This window comes from Psychrobacter sp. Pi2-1, from assembly GCF_904846645.1.
GTDB lineage: Bacteria > Pseudomonadota > Gammaproteobacteria > Pseudomonadales > Moraxellaceae > Psychrobacter.
This window is the reverse complement of sequence record NZ_CAJHBO010000003.1, coordinates 121,562-148,436: the sequence shown is the minus strand read 5'-3', so window position 1 is coordinate 148,436 and position 26,875 is coordinate 121,562. Positions and strand designations below refer to the sequence as shown.

The window sequence follows — 26,875 nt, the reverse complement described above, 5'->3', positions numbered from 1 at the left end:
TTCTAAATCCTTCAGCACCTCATCCGTACTTTTATAGCACCTCTCTACCCGCTTTGCCAATATTTGCATGCACTTGCCATAGGCATACCTAATTAATAGAAAGGTTTCCCTCACTGTCATTGAATAATGCACTACGTTGATTTTTACGAAGGGTTTCACGTTGAATGATATGTTTTGCATCGACTTTTTCTAAAGACAATCTTGTTTCGCGAGAAAGATCGCCATCTGCTATTAAGGATAAATAACGAGAACAACAAACTCTTAAAAAAGAGGTGAAATTGCCAATATCATGATCAGCATCGAGAGATTCAAGGTATAGCTTAGTGATCAGTTGATTAACCGTCATTTGATCACGAAATGACAACTCTTCTAATATATCCCAAAAAAACACTTCTAAACGAATTGAGGTGACAACTCCCTGAATTCGAAGCGATTTGGTTTTAGAGCTCCACAAGCTATCGTCAGCACTAATAAAAAGTTGGCACATATATATTCTCTCTCGATACTGGGGTCTATTGAACGTTCAACAGACCCGAATTAATGCTTATAGCAAGGCAATAAACTGCTTTAGCATCGCTGGGTGGGCAGGCCATGCAGGTGCCGTTACCAGTTGGCCATCTGTAATGGCGCCATCCATAGGTAACTTGATATACTCAGCGCCAGCCATTTCTATTTCTGGCTGACACGCAGGATAAGCAGATACTTTTTTACCTTTTAGTACGCCAGCAGCTGTCAGCATTTGTGGCCCATGGCAAACTGAGGCAATCGGTTTATCAGTATTTGCGAAATGCTGAATCATTGCAATGACCTTAGCATTCAAGCGCAAGTATTCTGGCGCACGTCCACCTGGCAAATACAAGGCATCGTAATCTTCTACATTGATATCAGCAAAAGAGGCATTAAGAACAAAGTTATGACCGCGTTTTTCGGTATAAGTTTGATCACCTTCAAAGTCGTGTATTGAGGTAGCAATGCTATCACCTGCCACTTTATCTGGGCAGACCGCATCAACCTCATGTCCCATCGCTAGTAGTGCTTGGAACGGAACCATGTTTTCATAGTCTTCAACAAAATCACCGGTTATGATAAGTACTTTAGCCATGATATTCTCACTGTATTGTAATAAAACACTGTAATGAAATACGGAAACCCAAATTAGTTTATAGCGACTTCGCTTAAAATGAGCCTGAATATCCATTCAAACATAAAAAACAACGACTAGGTAATATGTGAATACTACAAACAATCACTTTTTAAAATAAAATAATAAATTCAGCTATTTTCTAATAACTTTAAATCTATCAATATCTTATCCATCTCCTGATACCGTCTCTCTTCCCGCTTCGTCAATGCTTTGTCAACAATACATTGATAGTGACTATATTCTGCTGACAACGTTGGAATAGGTTGTTGGCAATGCTGAATCGCCCACACTCTTAATTTATCATTGCTATTGGCGCTTAGCTGAAACGGGCGCTTGCCTGTTAGTATCTCAACCATCATTACGCCAAACGCGTAGATATCACTCTGTATAGTTGCACTCTGACCTTGCCAACGCTCAGGTGCGAGATACGCTGGTGTGCCAGCAGGATTTGGTTGGCTATTAGCCACCGTCATACGTTGTGCTAAAGCAAAATCAGTGAGTAATAGTCTAGGAATCAGACTATTACTCATGGTATCTGCTGGCCATTCATCGTGAGCACCTTTAATCAAGATATTACTGGGCTTAATATCATTATGTAACCAGCCAGCCTGATGCAAATTGGCTATCAAGTGTGCAGACTTCATGATGAAATGATGCTTTTGTGACGCTATTAGTGACAGGTGTTTTGAAGCGGTCAGCTGACTCGCCAAGCTACCATTAGGGTAATAAGGTGTGACTACTATAACTAGGTGTTGCAACTGCTCTAGTATTTGAACGTCCACGCAATGATGAGCCAATAGCGGCGGTGCGATAGCGTTATTTTTGATTTTCGATGAAGCATTTACAGCAGCTAAAATATCCGCTTCATGAGTTAAATCAGAAGCGATAGGATAAGCGCCATCACTCAACTGCCACTTAATCATCACGCTACCAAATTGCGGATGCTGGGCACGTGTTAGTCCTTGGAAGTAAGTCTTGTCGATACCTTGTGTTTTAACAACTTGCACATGCTCATCTTGCGTTTGTTCTGTGCTTTGCTGAGCAATACGTTGATGCACTATCTGCCTAAAACATTGTGCGTCCAGTTCTTGGGAAATAATGGGCAATAGCTGCATCGCCTGCGCTTGCAAGGCTTGCGTAATAGACGGATTACTGGCACTATTTTCCATGGTATTGTTTCTCATAATATAGTGAGATTACAGCCTTCCCATTCGTATCATTTCCAAAGATAATAATAACGCGAATAATGGTTACAAGTACTACGCTTAATAGATACTAAGATTGTAGGCACTAAAATTTTAGCAGCGTTAATTGTATTTTTGGGTATGGTATTAAAGACAACCTTAATTGCTAGAGCCACTATGTCCCAACCAACTATCCCGACCACGCCATCTGATCAACCCACTTATACCCTACCCGCACCTTTGTTAGACTTACTCAGTCAGTACTTACAAGAGCGAGTCACACCAACTATTGAAATTGACCCGAGCCAGCTTGCTTATCGCTGGGTCGGTGGACGCACTGGTCACCTGCAACCTTTGTCAGTCAATCTATTTTTGAGCTTAGATGATTTGCATGGTATCGATACGCAAAAGTCGAAACTGGTACAAAATACCCGCCAGTTTATTAAAGGTTATCCTGCCAACCATGTATTAATGTCAGGGACACGCGGTGCCGGTAAGTCATCATTGATTCGCGCTTTGCTACAAGCCCATCATAGTGAAGGCTTGCGTATTATTGAAGTGGCCCGCGATGACCTGCAAGTATTGGATAAGATTCGTGCTGCCATTAATGCCCTACCAGCAGATTGTCATTGCCGCTATATCGTATACTGTGATGACCTCGCTTTTAATGGTCAAGACGAAAGCTATCGTGCGCTAAAGAGCGTGCTCGATGGCTCGCTAGACTCTGAGCAAGACAAACTACTGGTCTACGCCACCAGTAATCGCCGTCGCTTGCTACCGCAGATGATGAAAGACAATGTCGATATCTATAATGGGCAGACGGATGAAGTCAATCCCTATGAGGCCATTGATGAAACCGTATCATTATCAGATCGATTCGGTTTGTCCCTCACCTTCCATCCTATGGATCAGCAGACTTATCTGCAAATCGTTCAGCATTATCTGAATTTAGAGCAGCAAAAAATCTCCGCTGATGTGGATAATGATGCTAAGGACATTTTAGCAAGTCATTCTATGCCTGATAAGATCAGAAAGGATGCGCTACGTTGGGCCTCAGAACGTGGTGGTCGCTCAGGACGAGTTGCTTACCAGTTCAGCCGCTTTTGGAGTGGTGAAACACAATTGGCTATCGAAGACAGTAAGCGCTAGGTCATATTTAACGCTAAATCATATCTAAGCTTAGCCATGTCTAATCACTGCGTGCAGAGCCTATATACTGCACGCGATTTTCTTCTTGACTGCCCTCTTGATTGCTTACCGACTCAACTGCACCATCAACCATATATTGGTCAAAATCTATTGCTAACCAGAGATTGCCTTTGTAGACGCTCTCAGCATCTAAACGAATATATGCCATATTTGGCGTTTCGCTATCTAGATTATCAAAGTTCTGATAGCGAGCGCTAAAGTGGGTCAAAATTATATTTTTCAGGTTCATCTTTTGCGCGAATGTGCCCACCACATGCGCACTGCTATGCATTGGGTCATAGTCAGGGTTTCTGGCTTGAATAGCCATCATGACCTCATGCGTATAAGTAGCTTCATGCACCAATAAATCCGCATCGACAACGGCTTCGCTTAACAAATTTGGCGTATCATTGTCTCCTGCCACCACTATTCGCGTCCGCTGTATTTCCTCATCAACATAGTCTACTGAGTGCAATTGTCTATTATCCTCAGTCGTGACATCTTCGCCTTGCTGCAATTTACCCCACAGCGCACTTGCTGGAATACCATCTGCCACAAGCTTATCTGTATTAAGGATGCGGCGGCTAATAGTCTGAGTAATACCAAAGGCATGAGAAGCAACCCGATGTGATAGCCGCGTGATGTCAATATCAAGCTGATGTTGGTCATTTAAGCTAATACTGACCTTGTTCGTATCACCTTGCTCAGCTAACACCTCTTCAATCGCTATAAAATCGAGAGCGAAAGGTAGATACAGCTCTGTAGTGGCGGTAATAGCTTCAAGTAATTTGGCAGTCGCTTTTGGTGCAATCAAAGTCAGCGCATCACGGCGTCCTGACATCGCAGCACTCGCCAGCAATCCAGGTAGACCATAGCAGTGATCACCATGTACATGAGTGATACAGATAGCAGTCAGTTGTCGTAAAGACAGCTTGGTATGTAGCAGTTGCTTCTGTGTACCTTCACCGCAATCAATGAGTAGCCAAGGACGTGATTTCTTATTTTGATTGCTACTGTGCTTCGGCTTGCCTTGCTGCTGCGAACCAGAACTATGAATACTCAAGCACTCAACTGCCAACGCAGTTACGTTACGCTGTTTGGTTGGTGCACCGGCAGAGGTTCCCAAAAAGGTTAGCTTTAGCATAGATGATGCCTTTTATTTATCAGAGGTATTTATTATGACCGCTGACATATCATGGTTCGTTGAGCCTCAATCATTTGCCCCCCATTAGCCGTGCATTCATTGACCATGTTGGACTCATAAGACTTCCAACCACCATAAAAACTGGCGGCACATAGGATGACAACCAGTAGCTTTTGGGACCATGCCTTGATAGATACCTGTTGGCTATCGATAGCTTGTCTATCTTGCATATTCTGTTCCTAATGGCTGGTTGGGTTTGATATTTTTAGTTAGATCTGTATGATTCGGTCTATTGGAATCTGTCATTATTTTATCCTAAAAAAGGCTTTGCTTAAAAATAAACAAAACCTTTTATCTAAATATCCACTCGAGTAATAAGCCAAGTACTGAGCAGTGTTTATTGGTCATACCAGCATCATCTAAAAATTAAGACGACCGCCTTTTTCTTCGGCGCGCTTAAAGGCATCTCGTTCTTCACAGCGCTGCAACCACGTTAAGATATTGGCATATTTGCTCTTATTGAGACCTGTGCCCGCATTTGCGCCTACAACCGCAAGGTGCATCTGAATATCAGCGGCACTAAACTCACTACCTGCAAACCAATGATTTTTGCTCAAATGTTGTTCCATCATGTTCAGCATTTTGTCCAAACCATTTCCGATCATGTTCTTTTCGACCTGACCTTGGATTTTTTTGCTAATAGGTTTGACCAGCATAGGCGATTGACTCACAACCTTTGTAAATACCAGACGCATAACCAACAACGGCATCAACGAGGCTTCTGCAAAATGCAGCCAAAACGTATAGGCTTCCCACGCCGCTTCATTGCTATCGTCAGGCTTGAACTGTTTTTCTTTGTCATAGTGCTTAATCAAATACTCAATAATGAATCCTGATTCAAGCAATACGCGATCGTCTACTTCTAGCATTGGCGCACTACCGATTGGATGCACTTTTTTTAGACTATCAGGGGCGCGGTATGCTTTATTGCGCTCATAGCAAGTCAATTGATAATCAGCGTTTAGCTCTTCTAATAGCCAAATGATACGAAACGAGCGTGAGTTTTCTAAATGATGAAGATGTAACATAAACCGTCCTAGTCATATATTGTTTTGGGTCAGCCCTAAGTTTAAGAGATACGTTCTTAGAGACAGCCTCTTAAACATAATCTCTTAAACCTGATGCAACGCTCTTAATTAAGCGCAGCAGCATCTTCCTCGATAATAGCGTAATTTAATCCCCTTTGACACAGCAAGTTTGTAGAGTAATGGCAAAAAATATCGCCTGCCAAGTCAGCTGTATTAACGACTATGGCGCTACACTCATTAGCATTATGATAAATTTAGCGCTTCAATCTTGCGCGTCATCTTATCTATTTTTTGCTGATACTTTTTAATTTGACGGAATCGATGCGCAATCAGCACGCCTTTGATACGGCGGTTTTTGAGACGACGACGCGGCGGAAAACTACCCACTTGTGGCTCATTGTAACCGTGTAAGCGATTGTCACGTTTGCGCGCCAGATAGCCAAGGGCACTATCCGCAATCATAATAAGCAATGCGACAAAAATCATGCTATACATCAGGATAGAACCGCCTTCGTGTAAGTTACGGTCCAAAATTGCAATCGAGAATATAAATAAAAATACTGGCTCAAGGTAGCATAAAGTCCCAAACAGCGAGACAGGTAGCTTTTGACTCGCGACCATCGTCAGTGACATCGCTGCCGTGCTAATGATGCCTAATAATGGCAGCAGGTACCAAAGCTTATGGTTGGTGATTGCCATCTCAAAACCACCATTCATATACAGCACAATCAGTACGACTGGCAGCAGCAATACAAGATCAGAGATCAAACCAGTAATAGGCGGTACAGCCAGTTTGCGACGCAATAGATAGTATGGCGGATAACCCAAACACACAAACAACGTCGCCCAAGAGATTGCACCATATGCAAAGATATCGTAAGCGATACCGAGGCCTGCGCATATAATAGCCACCCACTGTAGTAGGCTCATGTTTTCATTATAAAAGAAGCGTCCAATCACGATCATGATCATTGGGTATAAAAAGTAACCCAATGTCACCTCAAGCCCCAAACCATTGACTGGCGCCCACGTAAACATCCAGATCTGCGCACCCAAAATCGGAGTGGGTAATATAAACAACAGCCACTCTTTTGCGTTTTTTAAGGTTTTTAGATAATCAAAAATGTGCTGCCATTGCTTTAGTACGCTGACCAGCAGTACTAGACTAAAAAACATTGTCAACACGCGCCACGAAGCGACTTGCGTACCTGATAAGGGTTGCAGTAGCAAACCAAATAAGAACAGCAAAGAGTATAAAAAGTTTGCAGCCACCGCAGTGATCGTACCCTGCGAGGTTTGGTTAGTAGTCAACATCACAACAGCCTTTAGAGATTGGGGCACATCCTTGGCAATTTTTAAAAAAAACAAAAGCCTCAGACGAGAACGTCTGAGGCTTTTGCATATAAGGTCGTCGCGCAATCTAAGTTGAACGCTTTTGATGTATTAGGCTTACATCATGGGGCGCATTATGTCAAAGTCAGAATAGATAAGCAATGCCAGCATGCATCTAGTAGATTAACTTCTACATTGAGTAAATTTAATGCAGATAAATGATTATTTTGCATCAAGTTTTTCGATTTTTTGCTGTATCTTATTCATCTTTTTTTGGTAGTGACGAATCTTGCGAAAACGATGGGCTTTTAGTACGCCATCGATACGCTGATTGATAAAATGACGACGTGGCGGGAAGCCTCCTACCTGCGGCTCTCTATATCCATGAAGATGATCATCTCGGCGACGAGCCAGATACCCTGCCACACTATCAGCCATCATGACCACTAGTGCAAGCGTAATCATACCGTACATAAAGAGCGAACCACCTTCTTCAAGGCTTTGGCTCAAAACCGTAATGGACAACACAAACAATAGCATCGGCTCTATATAGCTTAGTGCACCAAATAGTGACACTGGCAACTTACTACTCGCGACCATCGTCAGTGACATTGCCATCGCACTAAAAGCACCCAGCAGCGGCAGTAGATACCAAAATTTTATGTTCTGTGCTGCCACACTAAAACCACCTGTCATGTAGAGTACGATGAGCACCACGGGTGTCAATAATGCCAAATCAAACAGTAAGCCTGTAATGGGTGGTACAGAGAGGGTACGCCGAAGTAGATAATACGGCGGATAACCCAGACACACAAACAGCGTCACCCAAGACACCGAACCATATTGAAACACATCATAGCCAATACCTAACGCTGCAAATATCGCCGCCACATACTGCAAAGTACTCATGTGCTCATGGTAAAAGAATCGACCAAGCACAATCATCACTAGCGGCAATAAGAAATAACCCAACGTGACATCGAGACCAAACCCATTGACCGGCGCCCACATAAACAACCAAATCTGTCCACCTAGGATTGGCGCAGGTAGTATAAATATTAGCCATTCTTTTGGTGTCTTTAGTGTCTTTATATAATCAAAAACACGTTGCCACTGCTTAGTCAAACTGACCAATATCACCAAACTGAGCAACATCATGAGCACACGCCATGATGCTACCTGCGTCCCTGTTAAGGGCAGCATAAACAGTCCAAACAAAAACATCATCGAGAATAAAAAGCTCGATGATACCGAAGCAACCGTTCCCTGAAAAGTTTGATTGGTCGTAAGCATAACAACAGCCTTAAAAAATAGAACCTTATTTACAATATTGAAAAAATGAGAGTTAAAAAAACAAAAGCCTCCGACGATAACGTCAGAGGCTTTTTTCTAGAAAAATGCTAAGAGACTAGACTCAAAAGCTAATTACCAAGACTATTACTCGTCATCGTCTTATGCATAGTGAGTCTATTATAGATTGTCACTTGGTTTATGATCGTTTGCAATATCAATCGCATCATCGACGTCAGTAGTTGCAGTATTGTCAGTTGTCGCATCAATATCTATCTGCTCCTGACCTTCTACGTCAAACGTACCGTCTTCTCTCATGGCATCGATAAGTTCATCATCGCTCTCTTCATGCTCAACACGTGCCATGGCAACCAGTTTTTCATCTTTTGACAGACGAATCAATGTTACGCCTTGTGTATTACGACCAGAGCTAGCGACATGCTCAACTGGGGTACGAACCAACGTACCTTTATCAGAGATTAAAATGATATCGTCGGTAGAGTCAACCTTGGTCGCTCGTACTAACGCACCATTACGCTCGCTGGTCTTGATAGCGATCACACCGCCACCGCCACGATTTTGCGTATTGAACTCATCGATGAAGGTACGTTTACCAAAGCCGTTTTCACAAGCAATCAAGATTTCACGTACATCATCTTCGATAACGACTAATGACTTGATAAATTCGTCAGTAGCCAGACGCATACCGCGGACGCCTTTAGCTGTACGACCCATCGCACGCGCATCATTTTCATCAAAACGAATCGCTTTACCACTTGAAGCAAACAACATCACTTCTTGGCTGCCATTAGTAATACGAGCGCTGACCAATTTATCACCGTCTTCTAATCCAACTGCAATCAAACCGTTCGATCTGATATTGGCAAACTGCTTCAGCTCTACCCGCTTCACTGTACCGTTGGCCGTAGCAAAGAATACAAAAGGTGGCTCTGCTTGGTTGCTATCTTCTACCGAATCGTCATCATTGATTACTTCTGATACTTCACTTACTACTGATGTATCTTCCACAATTTTTGGAATTGGTAGTATGGTTGTAACGGTTTCGTCGCTATTTAGGCCAATTAGATTAACCAATGGACGACCACGAGCACCGCGACTAGCAATCGGCACTTCAAAACCACGTAGACTAAAGACACGTCCACTATCAGTGAAACACAGTACCGTCGAATGCGTTGATGTCACGACTAAATGATCGATTACATCATCTTCTTTCATTGCGGTAGCAGACTTACCTTTACCGCCGCGTTTTTGCGCGACATAATCATCAATCGGCTGAGTCTTAGCGTAACCAGTACGCGATACCGTCATGACGACCGTTTGCTCAGGGATAAGATCTTCGCGACTAAAGTCCATGCGTGAATCGATGATATCGGTACGGCGCTCATCACCAAAGTTATCACGAATCTCGATCATCTCATTAGAGATAATCGCCATCAGCTTATCAAAGTCGCCAAGAATAGACTCTAAGTGTGCGATTTCACGCAGTAAGTCTTGGTATTCTTCGGTCAATTTATCTTGCTCAAGACCAGTCAAACGATGCAATTGCATATCTAAAATCGCATTGACCTGCTCAAGTGACAAGCGATAACGCTCTTCGCCTTCGATTAGACCAAACGGCGCTTTAGGATCTTCGCCATCGATAAACTCAGGACGTACTGACTGACTACCAGCAGCTGTAAGCATCGCAACGACACTGCCTGAGCCCCACGTATTGTTCAATAGGCTTTCGCGTGCCAATCCACGGTTTGCTGACGCTTTAATCGTCGCAATAATCTCATCGATATTGACTAGTGCGACCGTTAGACCTTCTAGCAAATGACCACGAACGCGGGCTTTGTTCAATTCATAAATCGTACGGCGTGTCACTACCTCTTGACGATGACGGACAAATGCAGCGATAAGCTGACGCAAGGTCAATAGTTTTGGCTGACCATTATCTAGCGCCACCATATTGATACTAAAGCTAGACTCTAGTGGCGTTTGTAGAAATAGGTTATTAACAATAACTTCAGCGGTCTCACCGCGACGCAAGTCAATAGCGATACGCATACCGTCTTTATCAGACTCATCACGAATCTCGCTAATGCCTTCGATTTTTTTATCACGGACAAGCTCTGCGATACGCTCGATCAGCTTGGCTTTGTTAGCCTGATAAGGTACTTCGGTAAATACAATACGCTCACGATCGCGGTTGACCCCAGTATTGCTCATCGGCTCGATATGATAGCGACCACGGATATGCAAACGGCCTTTACCCGTACGATAAGCATCTAAAATGCCCGCGCGACCATAGATAATACCGCCCGTAGGAAAATCAGGACCTGAGATATGCGACATCAGCTCTTCAGCTGAAACTTGTGGGTTTTCAGCATAGGCCAGGCAGGCATTAATCACTTCGGTCAAATTATGCGGAGCCATATTGGTCGCCATACCAACGGCAATACCCGTCGCGCCATTGACCAATAGGTTAGGAATACGCGCTGGCATCACGCTTGGCATGCGCTCAGAGCCGTCATAGTTGTCTTCCCAATCGACCGTGTCTTTGTCCAAATCAGCGAGCATTTGGTGGGTCAGTTTGGTCATACGTACTTCGGTATAACGCATCGCTGCCGGAGGATCATCATCGATCGAGCCAAAGTTACCTTGACCATCAACCATTGGGTAGCGCAAGCTGAAATCCTGCGCCATACGTACGATGGCATCATAGACAGCACTATCGCCGTGTGGATGGTACTTACCGATAACATCACCGACCACACGTGCTGATTTTTTGTACGGCTTATTATAATCGTTTGATAGCACGTGCATGGCATACATCACGCGGCGGTGTACAGGTTTGAACCCATCACGCACATCAGGCAGCGCACGCGAGACGATCACGCTCATCGCATAATCCAAATACGACTGCTTTAGTTCATCTACGATGCCAATAGGACTGACCGATTCGCTCATATACACTCCTTCACTCACATTTTTTTTCTAACGTTGACACATCGCTTATGGCTCCCATAGATCATATAAAAATATTGCCACATAAATGGGCAGTCATGACCAAAATACACACCATAAAAAACACTGCTACACGTGCAAAACAATAGGAAAATTGTGATACGGTTTTTGTTAAAAACAATGTTTAATTAAAGAAGCTATTTTAGCACAAATTTGCTGATTTAGGGGGTTCTGAGTACCATTAAAATCAAGCTAGACGGTTCATTCACAGTAGTATTTTGAATTACCGATACACACTAAATTTATTCTAATGGCAGGTTTTTTTCGATTGGCTGATTTTGCCATTTTTACAAACGAACTTACCCTCTGCCGAGCAATGTGATACGCCGCCCATTTTACCTGAACAAAGCGTGTTGCGAGCTTGGGCTTGATTGATAGATGTGAAGGCAAATACTAGAGCTAATAGTGCTGTGGTGATTGATTTCATTATTTATTCTCCGTATCTGATGGATATTAAATAGAAAAATACTATACTCATTAGCCACAGCTCTACAAGATTTATTTTGACTAACTGAGTGGATACTTATATTTCTATCTACAACTCAACATGACATTTAATTTAACGCTAAAATCTTGAGCATAGAGCTCATACGTGGTTTGCATATAAGCTCTATTGACCAAACAACTAGGATGCTTAGAATATTTAGCCAATACAACAACACTTACAACTATCTTTGAAGTGAACTGAGGCTCTGACGTGAACTGATTGTTTTTATGGTCATATTGTTTTCATAACCATAATGCTTTGCCATGAGCTAATAGCTTTCAAAATCACATTATTTTAATGAGCACATTATGATTTAAACCACTTTGATGCAGCTATTTTTTTAGTGATACTGGACAAAAAATTTCTAAACGCTACACTACCTCATCTTTTATAGCACTTACATAACGACCTAACAGGCTACTTTTATTATGGATATCATTCTTGCAATTGTTTGGATTTTAGCAATGGTGCTATACAGCTTTTCGAGCGATTATGTTGCTAGCTTTCCTAACCATAACAATCGCGCTGTCCCATATGTCCGTTGGGGAGCACTTTTAGTCGCTATGGCTTTATCAGCATACTTGTCAAAAGCCTATCAAGAGAATCTACAAGGCAACGGTATGTGGGTGTTTGTTATCGTGGTATTTGTCGTTATTATATTAGCGAAGGTCGTTTTTAAATGGGTAATTAACAGACGCCTGAAACGCTAGTTAATACTGAATAGTTTTATTAATTTGACCCTCTTAATTATTGATCTAAATACCTATGACAATTAAACATCAAGATAGCCAGCCTGACTCAAACCTTTCTATACCAGCAGAAGAAACACGGACTGATCGTAGCTTCGATGCCATTGCCGATCATTTCGAAAAGAAGGTCTATGGTGGTTTAAAAGGCGAGATTCGATTAGCTGTACTACGCCGTGATATTTTTGAATATAGTTCACAGATGAGTGAGGCGCTTGGGCGACCTTTACGTATCTTGGATGTGGGTGCAGGGCTTGCGCAAATTGCGATAGAACTTGCTGCTCAAGGTCATAGCGTAGTCATCAATGACATATCAGCGAATATGCTTGAGAAGGCAAAAGCGAGCGCAGAAAAAGTTGATAAAAAGCTAGACATCACTTGGTATGTTTGCCCTTATCAAGCGCTTGAGGAAAAACTGGCCCAGACAGAGAAGTTTGATTTGATTATGTCGCACGCGCTACTTGAATGGTTGGCAGAACCATCGGCGGTCATGGACTTTTTTGATAAGCACTTAATAGATGGTGGCGCGCTATCCGTCTGTTTCTATAATCCTGCAAGCTTTGATTATCGTAACCTTATCATGGGAAATTTTAATCTACTCGATAATACAAACTATAAGGCAGACAATAAGAAAAGTCTAACCCCCAACCATCCCGTGGCCAAAGAAGAAGTTGAGTCTTGGCTCAAAGCGCATGATTATCAGACGGTACGTAGCAGTGGTCTACGAGTGTTTCATGATTATGCACCGCTCAAACGTGGCGGTCACAACGACCCAGATGCAGTGATCAGAATGGAGTTACGCTACTCACAATTAGAGCCGTACAAATGGCTTGGCCGTTACTTACACATTTTGGCTAAACGGTAAATTGAGACAACAGCTCAATAATTGTAAAGATGGCTAAACCTCTTCATCCATTCTCGATGATCTATCGTATTCTGACCAAGTAGTGGCATTGATGTCTTTTTCATCGAAGACTACGACATGCTCTAACAAAGGCAGAATGCCAATATGCGAGCCGATTGCATGGTTATGATGGCTCGCAACCAATGATAAGACAGTCTGTCCGTCGTCTAACTGCAGACGGTACAAATAGTTGGCACCGCGAAACACACGTCCGATAACCAAAGCTGTCTGCGTACTGTCATCATCATGAATGATATCATCAGGGCGCACGAGTACTTTGATTGGCGTACCATTTGGATAATCATATGCACAATACTGCGGCTGACCCGATTCATCATAGACTTCCATGCGGCGATAAATATTACCTAGTGCCGTCTTGACATGTCCATCATTGATAATGCCATCGATCATGGCGCCTTCGCCTACGAACTCAGCGACAAAAGGACTGACAGGCTCATGATACAGCTCGCTTGGTCTGGCCCACTGTACCAATCTGCCCTTGTCCATGACCCCTACTTTATCCGCTAGCGCGAACGCTTCATTTTGATCATGAGTGACCAAAATCGCTGTGGTATTAGTACGTTTGAGAATATCACGGACATTCATTGCCAATGACTCACGCAGTACCACATCTAGATTAGAGAACGGTTCATCAAGTAATAGTAGTTTTGGTTTTGGGGCGAGCGCTCTTGCAAGAGCCACACGCTGCTGCTGACCACCAGATAGCTCATTAGGACGTTTATCCGCATGCTCAGTCAATTCAACTAAGCTTAGCATCTCAGCCACTCGAGCTTTTTTGTCAGCAGCTGACCATTTATTAAGACCAAAGGCGATGTTTTTTGCCACGCTTAAATGACCAAACAGAGCATAGTCTTGAAACACCATGCCCATGCCACGCTTGGCTGGTGCAACTGCAAATGATTGGCGAGCTGTCTTTTCAGTTAGGCGTTGATTGTTTAGGTAGATAGTGCCGCCGCGACTTTGCTCCAGTCCCGCGATTGCTCGAAGCGCTGTTGTCTTCCCGCAGCCGCTATAACCTAAGAAGCAACCAATCTCGCCTTGCTCCAGCATCAATGATAGACCATTGACAACAATAGTATCGTCATAGCCTACGATGAGATTTTGCACACTAAAATAAGGATCTGTCGCGATATATTTCTCAGTATTTTGTTGTGAGGTATTGCTTTGTTCTACAGTTTTATTCGGCTGAACTGGATTGATTCTATTTTGTGACAGTGGTGACTTTGCTACAGGCATATGACTAGCCCGAGCCTTTTCTGACTTAGAATTTGTGGAGTCGTTCATTGAATCAGTGTACATAGACGGTACCAGTTCGCTATTAGTAAGTAAAACCATCGATAAAATAGAGCAAATTATAATATAGCTGACACTACGAGTGTGCTGTTAAACTTATGTCAAATTATTGCTATTAGCTTTGTTGTTACTAACTGTGTTTGTCACTTTGACGCAGTAATATCCAAACAGGGAGCAAACCAACCAGCACGATTAGCAAACTCGGTAATGCGGCTCGTCCCCACATACCTTCGCTCGTCATTTCAAACACTCGTACTGCAAGCGTATCCCAGCCTTGACGCCGTGTCATCAGCGTAATGGGCATCTCTTTCATCACTTCGACAAAGCCCATCAATAATGCAGTCAATACGCCAGGGCTAAGCACAGGCAGCATCACATGACGCCAGCGCTGATAAGGACTGTCGCTCAGTAATTTTGCAGCAGCTTCTTGATTGACTGTCAATCGCTGCAATTGTCTGTCAACTGGCTGAAAACTCACCGTCATAAAACGCGTCGATAACGCCATTAGCATAACAATGACACTGCCAGAAAGCACTTGCTGTGAGGTGATACCAAAAGCAATCATATGATTATCAAGCCACGCAATAGGTATAAATATCCCTACCGCCAACACAGTCCCCGGTACGACATAGCCTAAATTGGCTAAAGTGGTCATTAGCTTAGTCGATTTATCAGGATACTGCCGTTTGATCCACGCAATGATAATCGCCAAAAAGGCAATAAACAGCGTGGTCATACTAGCAATCATGAGGCTGTTAGTGACAAAATCAATGTAACGCGCATCAAAATCTTGGCGAAAATTCAGTGCTGTCCAATAGATAAGCTGTAAAAAAGGAATTAAAAAGGCAACTAAAAAGATGAGCGTACACAGCAGTGTCATGGCCAGCTTAGCAGGTTTACTGGCGTCAAAGCGTTGGCTGCTACCTTGGGTAAGTGAACTACCACGCTTCGCTTGCCAATACTGCTCAAACAATACCACAATAAATATCACACCAATGAGCAAGGCTGCTAGCTGAGCCGCTGTGGTCAAACTAAAAAAACCAAACCATGCTTTATAAATGGCGGTAGTAAAAGTATCAACATTGAATACCGATACTGCACCAAAATCCGCTAAGGTTTCCATACTAGCTAGCAATAAGCCACCTATAATCCAAGGCAGTGCTTGCGGTAGCGCCAGACGAAAAAATACATGGCTACGACTCAAACCAAGCATTTGCCCCGCTTCTATCGCTCGCCTGCCTTGCGACAAAAATGCCTGACGCGCGAGCAAATATACATAAGGGTAAAACGCTAGCGATAATACCAAGCCTGCGCCCCATACATTCCTTATCGACGGTATAGCAGTACTGATACCAGAATCGCGTAAAGCTGTCTGTAGCGGCCCACTAAAATCAACAATCCCGATAGTGACAAATGCCAAAACATAAGCAGGGATGGCAAGTGGCAACATCAATGCCCACGAAAAAAAACGCTGACCAGGGAAACGATACATACTAGTGACCCAAGCCAAAGCAGTACCAATAGTGCCTGAAACGACAGTCACCATAAGCAATAAAATCGCCGTGTTTTTAAGCACTTGCGGCAGTACATAATCTGCCATGTGTGTCCAAATCTCTGCCACTGGCTGTGTCCACGACAGCAGCACGATTAAAATCGGTACTAGCATAAACAACGAAATCAGCCCTAAGACTGATTTCGAGATAATACGTTTACGAAGGGCATGGTCTTGGCTGACAGTCTGCTGGTCGTTAACACCGTTATTGACAGTATCATTTTGACTAACAGACGCATCTGGCGTTGTGATCATATTATCATTACCGTGTCATACGTATAGAGACCTTGTAAGCTTATACCAACCTCAAAATCGTCATTATCTGAATAGCTCATCTATAACGACTAACCTTTGAACCTATTCTTTAAAAGCTGTTGTTTAAAAGCTACTGTTTTGAGAACTATTGTCTAAAAGTTATGATTTCAAGATTGGTATCACTATTACTGGCGATCCCTTATTTATAACCCGCTTTGTCCATCATTTGGATAGCTTGAGTTTGTAGTTCACCGAATTTCTGTACATTGATATCGTCTTTTTTGAACTCACCCCATGATCTGAGCATGTCTGACTCGTCGATACCTACTTTTACTGGGAATTCTTTGTCAGAGCTGGCATAGAGACCTTGTGCCTCGTCAGATGACAACCATTCTATCAGCTTAAGCGTACCATCTGGATTGTCCGAACCTGCAACCACGCCAGCGCCTGAGATGTTTACGTGCGTACCAGTAGTATCTTGGTTTGCCCAGAATATCTTCACAGGGAAGTTTGGTTTTTCGTCCAATAGACGACCATAGTAGTAACTATTGGCGATACCGACTTCACACTGACCAGCAGCGATAGCTTCTAGCATACTAGTGTCATCACTGAACACATCAGTCGCTAGGTTATCAACCCAACCGCGAATTACTTCTTCTGTTTTTTCTGGTCCCAAATGCTCCATCATGCTAGCGACAAGCGATTGGTTATAAACCTTTTTAGAGGTACGTAAGCATAGTTTGCCTTTCCATTTTGGATCGGCCAAATCTGCATAAGTAGACAACTGGTCAGCAGTGACTTTGCTTGGGTCATAGAAGATAGTACGTGCACGTAGTGACAGACCTGTCCACTGACCTTTTGGATCACGGTATTTTGCAGGGACGTTAGCTTCTAACACAGTAGATGATACTGGCTGCAATAGGCCTTGCTCTGCAGCTTGCCATAAGTTACCAGCATCAACGGTCAATAGCATATCAGCTGGAGTATTCTGACCTTCCGCTTGCAAACGCGCCATGAGTGGACCTGTTTTGTCCGTGACCAACTCAACTTTTACGCCTGTTTGCTCAGTATAGCGATCTAGCAATGGCTTAATCAGCTGCTCATTACGTGATGAGTAGATAGTAATCGTCTGACTATCAGCAGTCGTCGCTTCGTCAGTTGCTGCTTGCTGCTCAGCACCTGTTTCTGTTGACTCTACTTCTACGTTCTCTTCTGTGGTTGAAGAATTACTACAACCTGCCAGACCCAACATCATGCCAAATACGGCTGCAGGTAGGATAAGCTTCGTAGAGGTTAGATTAGCGCTGATAGCGTTCAATGACATGGTTTTCCCCATAGTAATGCTATAAAAAAGTAAGATGTATAGTGAGACAAAATAACAGTGATTATAACGATGACTTGCTAAGCGCTAGCAGTAATCAGGCCATAATATATCAAAGCAACATACTAATGGAAGTGAGATTAATTATCAATACATTTGTTTAACTGGCAAATATACCTGTGATGAGTCTTTAGCATTGATTTTTAAGAGCTATTTTTAGCGGCCCAGTTCTTTCAATAGTTTGGTCTAGCGACGCGTTTTAGTGTCCATCTAAAGCAACCATTGCCCTAAAATCGCATTGACTGCAGCTTCTGTACGTAAGATACGAGAGCCTATATGTACAGGTGTGCAGCCTTGTGCTGACAGTAGCTCTATCTCATAGTCGATCCAGCCACCTTCAGCACCTATGCAGACTAGATTTGGTAGCTGTCGTGATGGTTGCTGTTGTAAAAACTCAGAAAAAGACTGCTGACTATAAGGATGCGCGACAATCGCTCGATTGCTCATTAGGCTTGCCAGTGTGTCTTCAACAAATGGCTTAAAACGTTTTTGTAGCGTAATACTAGGAACAATTGTATCGATGCTTTGCTGTAGGCCTTCTAATACAAACTCGTCAATCCGCTCAAGCATTGGACTTTGCCAATAGCTTTTTTGGGTACGGTAGCTATTGATAAGAATGATATCGCGTACACCAAGCGCCGTCATATCCATAATCAATCGCCGTAGCACTTTAGGGCGCGGTAACGCCAGAATAACAGTTAAGTCTAATTTGGTAGGCGGCACAGTATTGAGCTGAACGTTACTTAACTGAATGCTGTCAGCGGTAATATCTTCGATAACAGCCGTACCAAGATTGCCGTTGATTTGGCCAATTTTAAGCGTATCACCGACTTTTGCTCCTAGCACTTTAGTCACATGGCTGACTTGAGACAAAGCATCGATTTTTGCTGCGTCTGCTGAGAGATTTTTAGCGGGCAATAATATACAGTTCATAAATTATCTTGGTTAGAAGACAGCTCGATAGCGTCTTCAATCATAGCAAATTGACGAGTCAATACCGCTTGCTGCTGTATCGTCATTTGCTCGCCAGCTTGCCCTGCCTGCGCGGCCAATGGCAAATTGCGTAGCCAAGTCGCCAGCTGCGTATAAATGCTCACAGCGTCTTCACGGTTATAAACTGTTTCCTTACGAGAAGTTTTTTTGTTCGCCTTTAACTGATCATCACTGACTATCTGTGCATCTGTACTACTTGCGCGATTTGACTCGATTTGACAATAAAAATCATTACTTGGCTGATATAAAGCGCCTACGCTAGCCAATTTGTCTATCACGCTTTGGCAAGACTGAGTATAACGCCCCATCAGTACAGGCGTGGCCACACTTGCAGGCTCTACTGGATTATGCCCACCAATATCTACCAGCGAGCCACCCACAAACGCTACATTTGCCAATGTATACCAAGTCATCATCTCACCCATGCTGTCTGCTAGATAGACTTGCGTATCTGCATCAATCACGTCTCCATCACTGCGCCGAGCCATATTTAACCCAGTTTTCTGAATGAGTTCTGCTACTGCGTCAAAACGCTCAGGATGTCTAGGGACAATAACAAGCAATGTATCTGCTAATGTGGCTTGAGACAGTAGTTGCTGCTGCAATGACAACGCTGCTGCCTCTTCGCCATCATGAGTACTCGCAGCTACCCACACAGGACGATCTGCTATACCAAAATCTGCTCGCAGATCAGCTTTCTTACTATAAATACGGTTATCTTCTACCGCTTGGTCATCAGTTTTGGACGCATTGATTACCCACTTTAATGAGCCTGCCACGCGAATTTGGGCGCTACTAGCCCCTAGTTGCCTAAAGCGTTTAGCAGAGTCGCTGTCTTGCGCAATAATTAAGGAGAGGTTTTTCATCATACTGGCGCTGACTGCACCAATTTTTTGATAGCTCTGAAAAGAAGAAGCAGATAATCGACCATTGACTAGAATACTTGGAATACGGTGCTGGGATAACTTGGTCAAGATATTTGCCCACAGCTCTGTTTCTACAAACAGTGCAGCGATCGGCTGCACATGCGTTAAGAAAGTCTCGATCACAGCAGGGCTGTCGACTGGCACATAGCTGTGACTCATCTGACCCTGAGCTATCTTTTCTGCAAAGCGACTAGCACCACGGGCAAAACCTGTCTGAGTCGTATTGGTCAACCATATCTGATAGCCATTAGCCAATAACATATCTAATAAAGGCGCGACCGTATTGGTCTCACCTAATGAGACTGCGTGGCACCAAATCACTCCTTTATCGATATTAGCATGGACCACTGGACGCGGTGGATACTGCTTGCCAAAACGCTGATCGATTTCCTGCTGGTAATTGTCGTTTTTATGAGATCGACGCCATACTTGCAGACGATATAATGGCTTTAGCAGCCCAATAAGAGACTGATAATATAAAGGTGTCTCGTGTACCGCACGATTAGGCGATGATACAGGGCCAATTGGATTTGCAGAGTGGTCAGACGGGGTATTAGATGATGGCATGGAACAGCCCAAATTAGTTATGAATCAAACAATAAAAGGGTAAAGGTAAAGCGCGCCAATTCTACCTGAATTTAAGCTGTAACAATAAGCTTTTAAAAAGTCACTGAGTAAATAGTTATTAGATAATGATTTTTAGATAATGACTATTATCAATAAAGCGACTGCGATGATTGCGCCAATTAAAATCTGATAACGCTTGGTGCTATGCTGCTCTTGCTTCTGTGTGGTCAGCAGCACTTCTGCTTGCTGCCATTGCTGAACCAGATTGGCCGCTTCTGCATGACCATTATCCGCTGCCTGCTCTAACCAGTATTTACCGCTATCTATATCTTGAGATACCCCTACTCCTTGGTAGTACATTTTACTGAGTAGACGCTGAGCACGGCTGTCGTTTTTGCTGGCGGCTTGATTGACCCACTCTACGCCAGATTTTTTTTGATTGTCACTGTCCGCTGTCAAACCTTCACCTAACAATTCATACATGGCCAAACGTAGCATAGCCGCTGTATTACCATCTTCAGCAGCCGCTTGCAGTATTAGCAGCGCTTTGTTTTTTGCTGCGATATGATTATCTAAAAATATAACTTGGCGACGAGGTTTGTTCTGTTTGGCAATATGCTGCTCGAACTGATCTAATACTTTGCGTGCTTGCTGATATTGAACATCACCAGTTGGTTGTGGCACCGCTATCTCATCTAACTCTACGAGCAGTTGCGTAAACATCTCTGACGTCGATGTATTTTTTACAGGTAACGCAGGCTTGGCTGTTGGCTTCGTTACTTTAGTCAGCTCAGGCTTTATCAAGCTCTCAGACTCAGGAGGCACTACGCTTGTTTGCAACTCAGTTGTTACCGTAGCAGGCATAGCAGACTGAATTGCGCGACTCTCACTGTCAGTTACAACTGCATTAGCTTGATTATACTCAGCTCCTATCGACACTTCCTCTGGCTTGTTAAGAGGAGCATTTAATTGACTAGTACCGACATGCGTATTTGAATCTGCGCTCGGAACGATGCTTTCAGTGGTTTGATGAGTGGTTGCTTTATGTGTTGTTGCTTTGCTTGTTGTTACTTTATGCGCTGTTAATTCAGGCACTGAATGAACATCGTTGCTTAAAGTAGTTGGTAGTCTAAGGCTAACCGCTTGATACAACCCACTCTCTACTTGCCCGCCTTGTAGTACTGCGTCAAACTGCCGATCAATATGACCAAACAGACGCAGCCCTATTGGCTCTAGTGCAAAAAACAAGCGCTCTTTAACCCCGCTATCATCATAACCGACCGCCATATGCTGATAAAAATCATCGGTGATCAATGTTAGCTCAGGGTAACGTTTACGCAGCTCAAACTGACCATACCAATGTGGCTTGCTTTGCCACTGCTGCGCCAATACACGACCGGCATAAAACGCCAAAAACACCATGAAATTACGATAGCGCTCATCGACCAACAGCGTCATCTCATCCCACATACCACTCTTGATCATATCTCGGCGCACTTGGGACAATAGCGTATCAATACGCTGTAAACTCTCAAGTGACTCGTCTAGCATACAAGCGCGCAGCTCAGTTTCGTAGGCTATACCGCCCGCAATAGGACGCCCAGCCAAGAAGTCTTGCCAGTAGCCTTCTGCAATATAGTCCAGTGGTGTTAAAGGTGATGCAGACATAGACGGACGTGACCTCTTTGCAGATAGATAAACCAAAAAAGCATAGGCTATAAAAGTGCTACTACTAAAATAATAGAACGGTACTGGTAGATTACCTTACCTTAAAAATCCGAGTGCTACAATAAAGGACTGAACAAGCGCACGACATTGTCAAACAAGCGTTTTGATCCATGACGCTGTTGCCACTCATCACTATCTAGGATTCGGCAGTTTTCTAAATAGACTTCCTGACAGTCCGCTACTTGGGCAACCATTTCTGGCGTATAAATCGCCAAACTGACTTCCATATTTAAGTAAAAGCTGCGCATATCAATATTGACGGTGCCAAATAAACAGTAATCATCATCGATAACCACTGTTTTTGCGTGTAGCAAACCACCTCTAAACAAGGCAATCACTACCCCAGCATCCAACAACTCTTGATAATAAGCTTGAGAAGCATGTTGTACCAGAAATGAATCAACCTTTTCAGGAACGATAATCGTCACATCAACGCCGCGCTTAGCTGCTATCGTCAGCGCGCCTGATAGGGATTCATCAGGGACAAAATAAGGCGTGGTAATACGGATGCGCTTATTGGCACGATGAATCACGGTAACTAACGTATTGTAAATCACATGAGCCGTTAGCTGCGGTGCTGAAGGTATTAGCTGCGCCAAGACTTTGTCCACGACAGGCATCTTTGGTACGACAATCGAAGTGGCACCTACATCTGGCTGCTCATGATCATCAACCGTATCCGCCAACACCTTCACTCGGCTATTTAAATCATTGATGGTCGGATGCATCACATATAACTTACGAGTGTAGTTATTAACCCGTTGATGCAGTTCAGCAAGATTGTCATTACTTTCAGCACCGATATCGGTAACAATCACCTTAGCCATCGCTGTATTAATACTAATCGAGTGCTGGCTAGTCGTTCGTAGTGCCACATCAATCCATTGACCAACGTTTTTATTTTGCTTAAAAAACCTTGGATCAACCAAGTTGAAGCTGCCGATATAGCCGATATGTTCATCGATAACCACCATTTTACGATGATTGCGCAAATCAGAGCGTTTGAATAGTGTCTTAAATAACCCCACTGGCAATGACTGATGGACATAAACGCCTGCTTTTTCTAATTTACGGTGCACACTGCTATTAATAAAGCTAAAGCTGCCCACACTATCAGCCAATATATGACACTCTACGCCGCGCTGAGCCGCTACAGACAGCGCCTCTATGACTTCTAGCACCTGTCCTTTTGGATAGACAATATAAAACTCCATGAGAACTATACGCTGGGCGGCATGAATATCTTCAATCAAACGCTGAAAGATAGAAGCAGGATCGGTCAACAGCTGCATTTGATGATTGGGAAATACACCAAACCCTGTCCAGCGCGTTCCTATTTGGCTAACACCGCGGTAGTTGGCTGGTAATAAGTCCTGCCCTTTATCAAAAATCAGATGCTCACGCCTTGCCATATCGTTCATCAAGATGCTGGCTTGATCCACGCGTTCACGATAGCGCCGTCCAATCATCGGCTCACCGAGCAGAATGTAAGCCACAAAACCAAATACTGGTAACGTATAAAGCACCGCAACCCAAGCAATAGACACACCAATATTGCGCTGCACAGAAACCACTCGCAGCGTCATTACTATCATAAGTACAATATGCAGCACCAGACCTAGACCCGCTAAGTCTCCCCAGGTCCAGCTAGTAAAAGTATCTTTAATAGTAAAAGTGTTTATATTGGCCTCCATCAACCGTTTTCAACGAATAAAGCATCCATAGTATAGTAGCTTTTCACCTCTAAACAACAAATAATGATAATAAGTGTATTTTTAGAAATGCTATATAATACATAGCTTTGAGTGCTGTTTCTGATAGATTACAAGTCCGATTTATAATTATTTTCTAAAAATATTAAAATAATATTTGACACCCAACTGTAAATCTATATAATACACACCCACAGCAAGGGGACTTACTTAGATAAGCCCAGCTGATTAAGTTAACATTGAGTGTGACAGCTAATGTTAATGAAGCAATACAGAAATTCTATTTAAAGAATTTCTCTTGTAGTAGAAGTTATACCTTATATTGGGTACTGAGCTTCTAGAATTTACGAAAATGTAAATTCTCTTGCGCTCGGACGAAGCAGTGCTTCGTTTGCTCCTCGCTCAGGGTGATTAGCTCAGTTGGTAGAGCGTCTGCCTTACACGCAGAATGTCGGCGGTTCGAATCCGTCATCACCCACCACTTCTTAGCAAGTGGCTAAACAAGCTAAGAGACCTAAGCAGCGGTAGTTCAGTTGGTTAGAATACCGGCCTGTCACGCCGGGGGTCGCGGGTTCGAGTCCCGTCCGCTGCGCCATATTTAAAACGAATTTAAACCTTTGAGTTTAAGCAAGTTTCGCCTCAAGCATTAGATTGTTTGAGGTTTTTTTGTGTCTGTATATTCTGCTTGGACATTGTTTATATAGCTACTGCGCTATCTAACACGTCTTAACTCGCATACAAATATTTCAGTGCTATGGACGCTGACTTATTCGGCTTACGCTAGCAATCAACGCTACCATCACTACACCCATAATAATCAGAATACCAGACATCATATGCGCCGCCTCATAGTTGAGCGCTTCTACCTGCTCATATATAGCAATCGATACTACTTTAGTTTCGCCTGAGATGCTGCCGCCTATCATCAGTACAACCCCAAACTCTCCAATGGTATGAGCAAAGCTTACCAAACTACCCAAAATAATACCTACCCGCGCTTGCGGTAAAGCCACTTTCATAAAACGCCGCATACGACTTGGTTCTAAAAGATGAGCGACTTCCGTGACACTTTGCGGAATACGCAAAAACTGTGCATAGACAGGCTGTATATAAAAAGGTAACGAGTAAATAATGGAACCAATGACCAGACCTTTAAAGGTAAAAATCAGCGGGCTAATATTATGTTCGTTCAACCATTTACCGATACCCACACTAGGACTGAGCAGTAACAGTAGATAAAATCCAATCACGGTAGGTGGTAGTACCAGAGGCATCGCAATGATGCCCATGAGCAGTACCTTAAGACGTCCTATTGCTTTTATACGGCTCGGCTTAGCCAACCAGTAAGCGATAGGCGTTGCAAATAGCAATAAGCATAAGGTAGTTACGCAAGCGAGCTTGATGCTCACCCAAAATGGACTGAGCATGTCTGACATAAGAGACTGGTCGATCATATAATGTCACTGCTCGTTCTATGATGAGAGGGTTTAGTCTAACGTATTACTGGACGGCCAGATAGCCTGCTTGTAAGAAGTGCTGCTGCCCTGCTTTTGAGCGCAGGTAATCGGTGAATTTTGCTGCTGGGGCGGTGTTATTGATAATTATGCCATCTTGTAAGATAGCTGGATAAGACGCTGGCAGCAAAGCAATAAACTGCTCAGGCTTGGCTTTAATCGCAACAAGCTGAGACTGTGCTACAAAACCATAGTCCACACTACCCGTATGCGCATATTGAAATGCCTGACCGATATTCTCTGACTGTATCAAACTTTTTTGAGCATTTAACTTACCGTACATATTTTGTGATTGCAGATAGGCTTTTGCAGAGGCACCATAAGGAGCAAGCTCAGAGTTAGCGATAGCTACCTTGGTGTCCTGAGTAAAGTCAGCACTGGTAAACACATCATCCAGCGATGTTGGCGTAAAATCGTTTAAAGGTTTGGTGACACTATAGAGCGCTAATTGACCTCTAGTATACGTAAAAGGCTTAGTTAGTTTATTATCTTCGTTAATAACACTAGCTGAATTTTCATCAGCCAATTTAGCAGGGAAATCTTGATTGGCAGACAAGAATATATCATACGGTGCCCCTGCTTTGATTTGCGCATATAACTTGCCAGAAGAGGCATAAGTAACTTCAATATCTGAGATACCTGAAATATTTTGGGCAGATGAGCTATTATCAGCCTGATAGCTATCAATGATATGAGGGAGTACATCAGATAAGTTAGCAGCCGCAGCAATACGCAATGTATGAGATTGCTCAGTAGTATCAGTAAGCGTCGTATTAGCGTCTTTGTCTTGCGTACAAGCACTTAGTGACAATAGCAGACAAGCAGATACACAGACAGTAACTAATGACTTAACCATTATTACTGAGCCATTTAGACGAGGCGTCTTCGTAGTATTCTTGCTTCCACACAGGAATGTCTGCTTTGATGGTATCTAATATCCAGCGACACGCATCAAATGCTGGATAACGGTGCGCTGACACTACCCCAACCCACACAGCCACATCACCAATCTCTAACGCACCGATACGATGTATCGCAATAGCATGCGTAATTTCAAAACGCTTTTTGGCTTCTTCTATAATGGCGCGACCTTGATTGATGGCCAAATCTTCATAACCATAATAGGTAAGGCGATCAACGCTCGTAGCGTTATTATGATTACGCACTCGCCCTTCAAAACAAACAAACGCACCGCAGCTGTCATTATCTAGCGTACTTTTTAGTCTATCTTCATCTATAGCAATATCTAGTAGCGCAAAACCATCACGCTCAGCGATAAGGTAAGCCTCGTCAGCACTACGTTTGATACTCATTGAATGATCGTGGACGTTGTCGGTCATTTTTCTTCTCTATTTATTATTTTTTCTTTGTAACCACTGAATAGCCACTGATAAAA

At 43.3% G+C, this 26,875-nt stretch carries 23 protein-coding genes and 2 tRNA genes; 5 read left to right on the top strand and 20 right to left on the bottom strand.

Going from position 1 to position 26,875, the window contains the following annotated elements:
• Window positions 1–88 precede the first annotated feature (88 nt).
• The 3 genes from JMX91_RS03565 to JMX91_RS03555 all read right to left on the bottom strand — a co-directional run bounded on the left by JMX91_RS03565 (window position 89) and on the right by JMX91_RS03555 (window position 2,313).
• Window positions 89–487, bottom strand: coding sequence for a ribbon-helix-helix domain-containing protein (locus JMX91_RS03565; RefSeq protein ID WP_201547694.1), 399 nt, complete (start codon window positions 485–487; stop codon window positions 89–91).
• Between the two features lie 57 nt (window positions 488–544).
• On the bottom strand, window positions 545–1,105 hold the full coding sequence (locus JMX91_RS03560) for a DJ-1/PfpI family protein (protein ID WP_290176998.1): 561 nt from the start codon (window positions 1,103–1,105) through the stop codon (window positions 545–547).
• 167 nt (window positions 1,106–1,272) lie between these two features.
• A complete protein-coding gene (locus JMX91_RS03555; protein ID WP_201547692.1) occupies window positions 1,273–2,313 on the bottom strand; it encodes a serine/threonine protein kinase in 1,041 nt (346 codons plus the stop codon).
• Between the two features lie 192 nt (window positions 2,314–2,505).
• Between JMX91_RS03555 and JMX91_RS03550 the strand changes: the two genes are divergently transcribed.
• Entirely contained in the window at window positions 2,506–3,477 is a 972-nt protein-coding gene (locus JMX91_RS03550) for an ATP-binding protein (RefSeq protein WP_201547691.1), read from the top strand.
• Between the two features lie 40 nt (window positions 3,478–3,517).
• On the opposite strand, the gene JMX91_RS03545 is transcribed toward JMX91_RS03550, so the two are convergent.
• The 7 genes from JMX91_RS03545 to JMX91_RS03515 form a co-directional block, all read right to left on the bottom strand.
• Window positions 3,518–4,660 carry a ribonuclease Z gene (locus tag JMX91_RS03545; protein WP_201547690.1) on the bottom strand — a complete coding sequence of 381 codons (1,143 nt, stop codon included), beginning with the start codon at window positions 4,658–4,660 and terminating at the stop codon, window positions 3,518–3,520.
• A gap of 32 nt (window positions 4,661–4,692) precedes the next feature.
• Window positions 4,693–4,890 carry a hypothetical protein gene (locus JMX91_RS03540; protein ID WP_227679251.1) on the bottom strand — a complete coding sequence of 66 codons (198 nt, stop codon included), beginning with the start codon at window positions 4,888–4,890 and terminating at the stop codon, window positions 4,693–4,695.
• Between the two features lie 189 nt (window positions 4,891–5,079).
• Window positions 5,080–5,748: a glutathione S-transferase gene (locus JMX91_RS03535; protein WP_201547689.1), complete on the bottom strand. Its 669-nt coding sequence runs from the start codon at window positions 5,746–5,748 to the stop codon at window positions 5,080–5,082.
• Window positions 5,749–5,991: 243 nt separating this feature from the next.
• Window positions 5,992–7,062, bottom strand: coding sequence for an EamA family transporter RarD (gene rarD, locus JMX91_RS03530; protein WP_201547688.1), 1,071 nt, complete (start codon window positions 7,060–7,062; stop codon window positions 5,992–5,994).
• A 240-nt stretch (window positions 7,063–7,302) separates the two neighbouring features.
• A complete protein-coding gene (gene rarD / locus JMX91_RS03525; protein WP_201547687.1) occupies window positions 7,303–8,373 on the bottom strand; it encodes an EamA family transporter RarD in 1,071 nt (356 codons plus the stop codon).
• A gap of 177 nt (window positions 8,374–8,550) precedes the next feature.
• The gene (gene gyrA / locus JMX91_RS03520) at window positions 8,551–11,343 is read right to left on the bottom strand and encodes a DNA gyrase subunit A (protein WP_201547686.1); all 2,793 of its coding nucleotides are present in this window, start codon (window positions 11,341–11,343) and stop codon (window positions 8,551–8,553) included.
• 304 nt (window positions 11,344–11,647) lie between these two features.
• The gene (locus tag JMX91_RS03515; protein ID WP_201547685.1) at window positions 11,648–11,827 is read right to left on the bottom strand and encodes a hypothetical protein; all 180 of its coding nucleotides are present in this window, start codon (window positions 11,825–11,827) and stop codon (window positions 11,648–11,650) included.
• Between the two features lie 488 nt (window positions 11,828–12,315).
• Here JMX91_RS03515 and JMX91_RS03510 point away from each other — a divergent pair, with 488 nt between their 5' ends.
• Both JMX91_RS03510 and JMX91_RS03505 read left to right on the top strand, forming a co-directional pair.
• A complete protein-coding gene (locus JMX91_RS03510; protein ID WP_201547684.1) occupies window positions 12,316–12,597 on the top strand; it encodes a hypothetical protein in 282 nt (93 codons plus the stop codon).
• A 55-nt stretch (window positions 12,598–12,652) separates the two neighbouring features.
• Complete coding sequence (locus JMX91_RS03505; protein WP_201547683.1) at window positions 12,653–13,498, top strand: methyltransferase domain-containing protein; 846 nt, start codon at window positions 12,653–12,655, stop codon at window positions 13,496–13,498.
• Window positions 13,499–13,531: 33 nt separating this feature from the next.
• Here JMX91_RS03505 and JMX91_RS03500 read toward each other — a convergent pair whose 3' ends face one another.
• From JMX91_RS03500 to JMX91_RS03470, 7 genes are all read right to left on the bottom strand, one after another.
• Window positions 13,532–14,794, bottom strand: a complete 1,263-nt coding sequence (locus tag JMX91_RS03500; RefSeq protein WP_413786766.1) for an ABC transporter ATP-binding protein — start codon at window positions 14,792–14,794, stop codon at window positions 13,532–13,534.
• A gap of 187 nt (window positions 14,795–14,981) precedes the next feature.
• Complete coding sequence (locus JMX91_RS03495) at window positions 14,982–16,658, bottom strand: ABC transporter permease (protein WP_201547681.1); 1,677 nt, start codon at window positions 16,656–16,658, stop codon at window positions 14,982–14,984.
• Window positions 16,659–16,857: 199 nt separating this feature from the next.
• On the bottom strand, window positions 16,858–17,982 hold the full coding sequence (locus JMX91_RS03490) for an extracellular solute-binding protein (protein WP_201547680.1): 1,125 nt from the start codon (window positions 17,980–17,982) through the stop codon (window positions 16,858–16,860).
• 267 nt (window positions 17,983–18,249) lie between these two features.
• The gene (locus tag JMX91_RS03485) at window positions 18,250–18,972 is read right to left on the bottom strand and encodes a 16S rRNA (uracil(1498)-N(3))-methyltransferase (protein ID WP_201547679.1); all 723 of its coding nucleotides are present in this window, start codon (window positions 18,970–18,972) and stop codon (window positions 18,250–18,252) included.
• Window positions 18,969–20,525 carry a 3-deoxy-D-manno-octulosonic acid transferase gene (locus JMX91_RS03480; RefSeq protein WP_201547678.1) on the bottom strand — a complete coding sequence of 519 codons (1,557 nt, stop codon included), beginning with the start codon at window positions 20,523–20,525 and terminating at the stop codon, window positions 18,969–18,971. The genes JMX91_RS03485 and JMX91_RS03480 overlap by 4 nt, the downstream gene beginning before the upstream one ends.
• A 132-nt stretch (window positions 20,526–20,657) precedes the next feature.
• The gene (locus JMX91_RS03475; protein WP_201547677.1) at window positions 20,658–22,193 is read right to left on the bottom strand and encodes a tetratricopeptide repeat protein; all 1,536 of its coding nucleotides are present in this window, start codon (window positions 22,191–22,193) and stop codon (window positions 20,658–20,660) included.
• Between the two features lie 116 nt (window positions 22,194–22,309).
• On the bottom strand, window positions 22,310–23,947 hold the full coding sequence (locus JMX91_RS03470) for a cardiolipin synthase (protein WP_201547676.1): 1,638 nt from the start codon (window positions 23,945–23,947) through the stop codon (window positions 22,310–22,312).
• Between the two features lie 423 nt (window positions 23,948–24,370).
• Between JMX91_RS03470 and JMX91_RS03465 the strand changes: the two genes are divergently transcribed.
• Window positions 24,371–24,446: transfer RNA gene (locus JMX91_RS03465), tRNA-Val, on the top strand.
• A gap of 37 nt (window positions 24,447–24,483) precedes the next feature.
• Window positions 24,484–24,560: transfer RNA gene (locus tag JMX91_RS03460), tRNA-Asp, on the top strand.
• Between the two features lie 157 nt (window positions 24,561–24,717).
• On the opposite strand, the gene modB is transcribed toward JMX91_RS03460, so the two are convergent.
• Genes modB through JMX91_RS03445 form a run of 3 tightly spaced genes read right to left on the bottom strand, consistent with a single transcriptional unit; the run spans window position 24,718 to window position 26,819 of the window.
• Window positions 24,718–25,419 carry a molybdate ABC transporter permease subunit gene (gene modB / locus JMX91_RS03455; RefSeq protein ID WP_201547675.1) on the bottom strand — a complete coding sequence of 234 codons (702 nt, stop codon included), beginning with the start codon at window positions 25,417–25,419 and terminating at the stop codon, window positions 24,718–24,720.
• A gap of 46 nt (window positions 25,420–25,465) precedes the next feature.
• On the bottom strand, window positions 25,466–26,335 hold the full coding sequence (gene modA / locus JMX91_RS03450) for a molybdate ABC transporter substrate-binding protein (RefSeq protein WP_201547674.1): 870 nt from the start codon (window positions 26,333–26,335) through the stop codon (window positions 25,466–25,468).
• Window positions 26,328–26,819: a molybdenum cofactor biosynthesis protein MoaE gene (locus JMX91_RS03445; protein ID WP_201547673.1), complete on the bottom strand. Its 492-nt coding sequence runs from the start codon at window positions 26,817–26,819 to the stop codon at window positions 26,328–26,330. Before JMX91_RS03445 ends, modA begins: the two co-directional genes overlap by 8 nt.
• Window positions 26,820–26,875 lie beyond the last annotated feature (56 nt).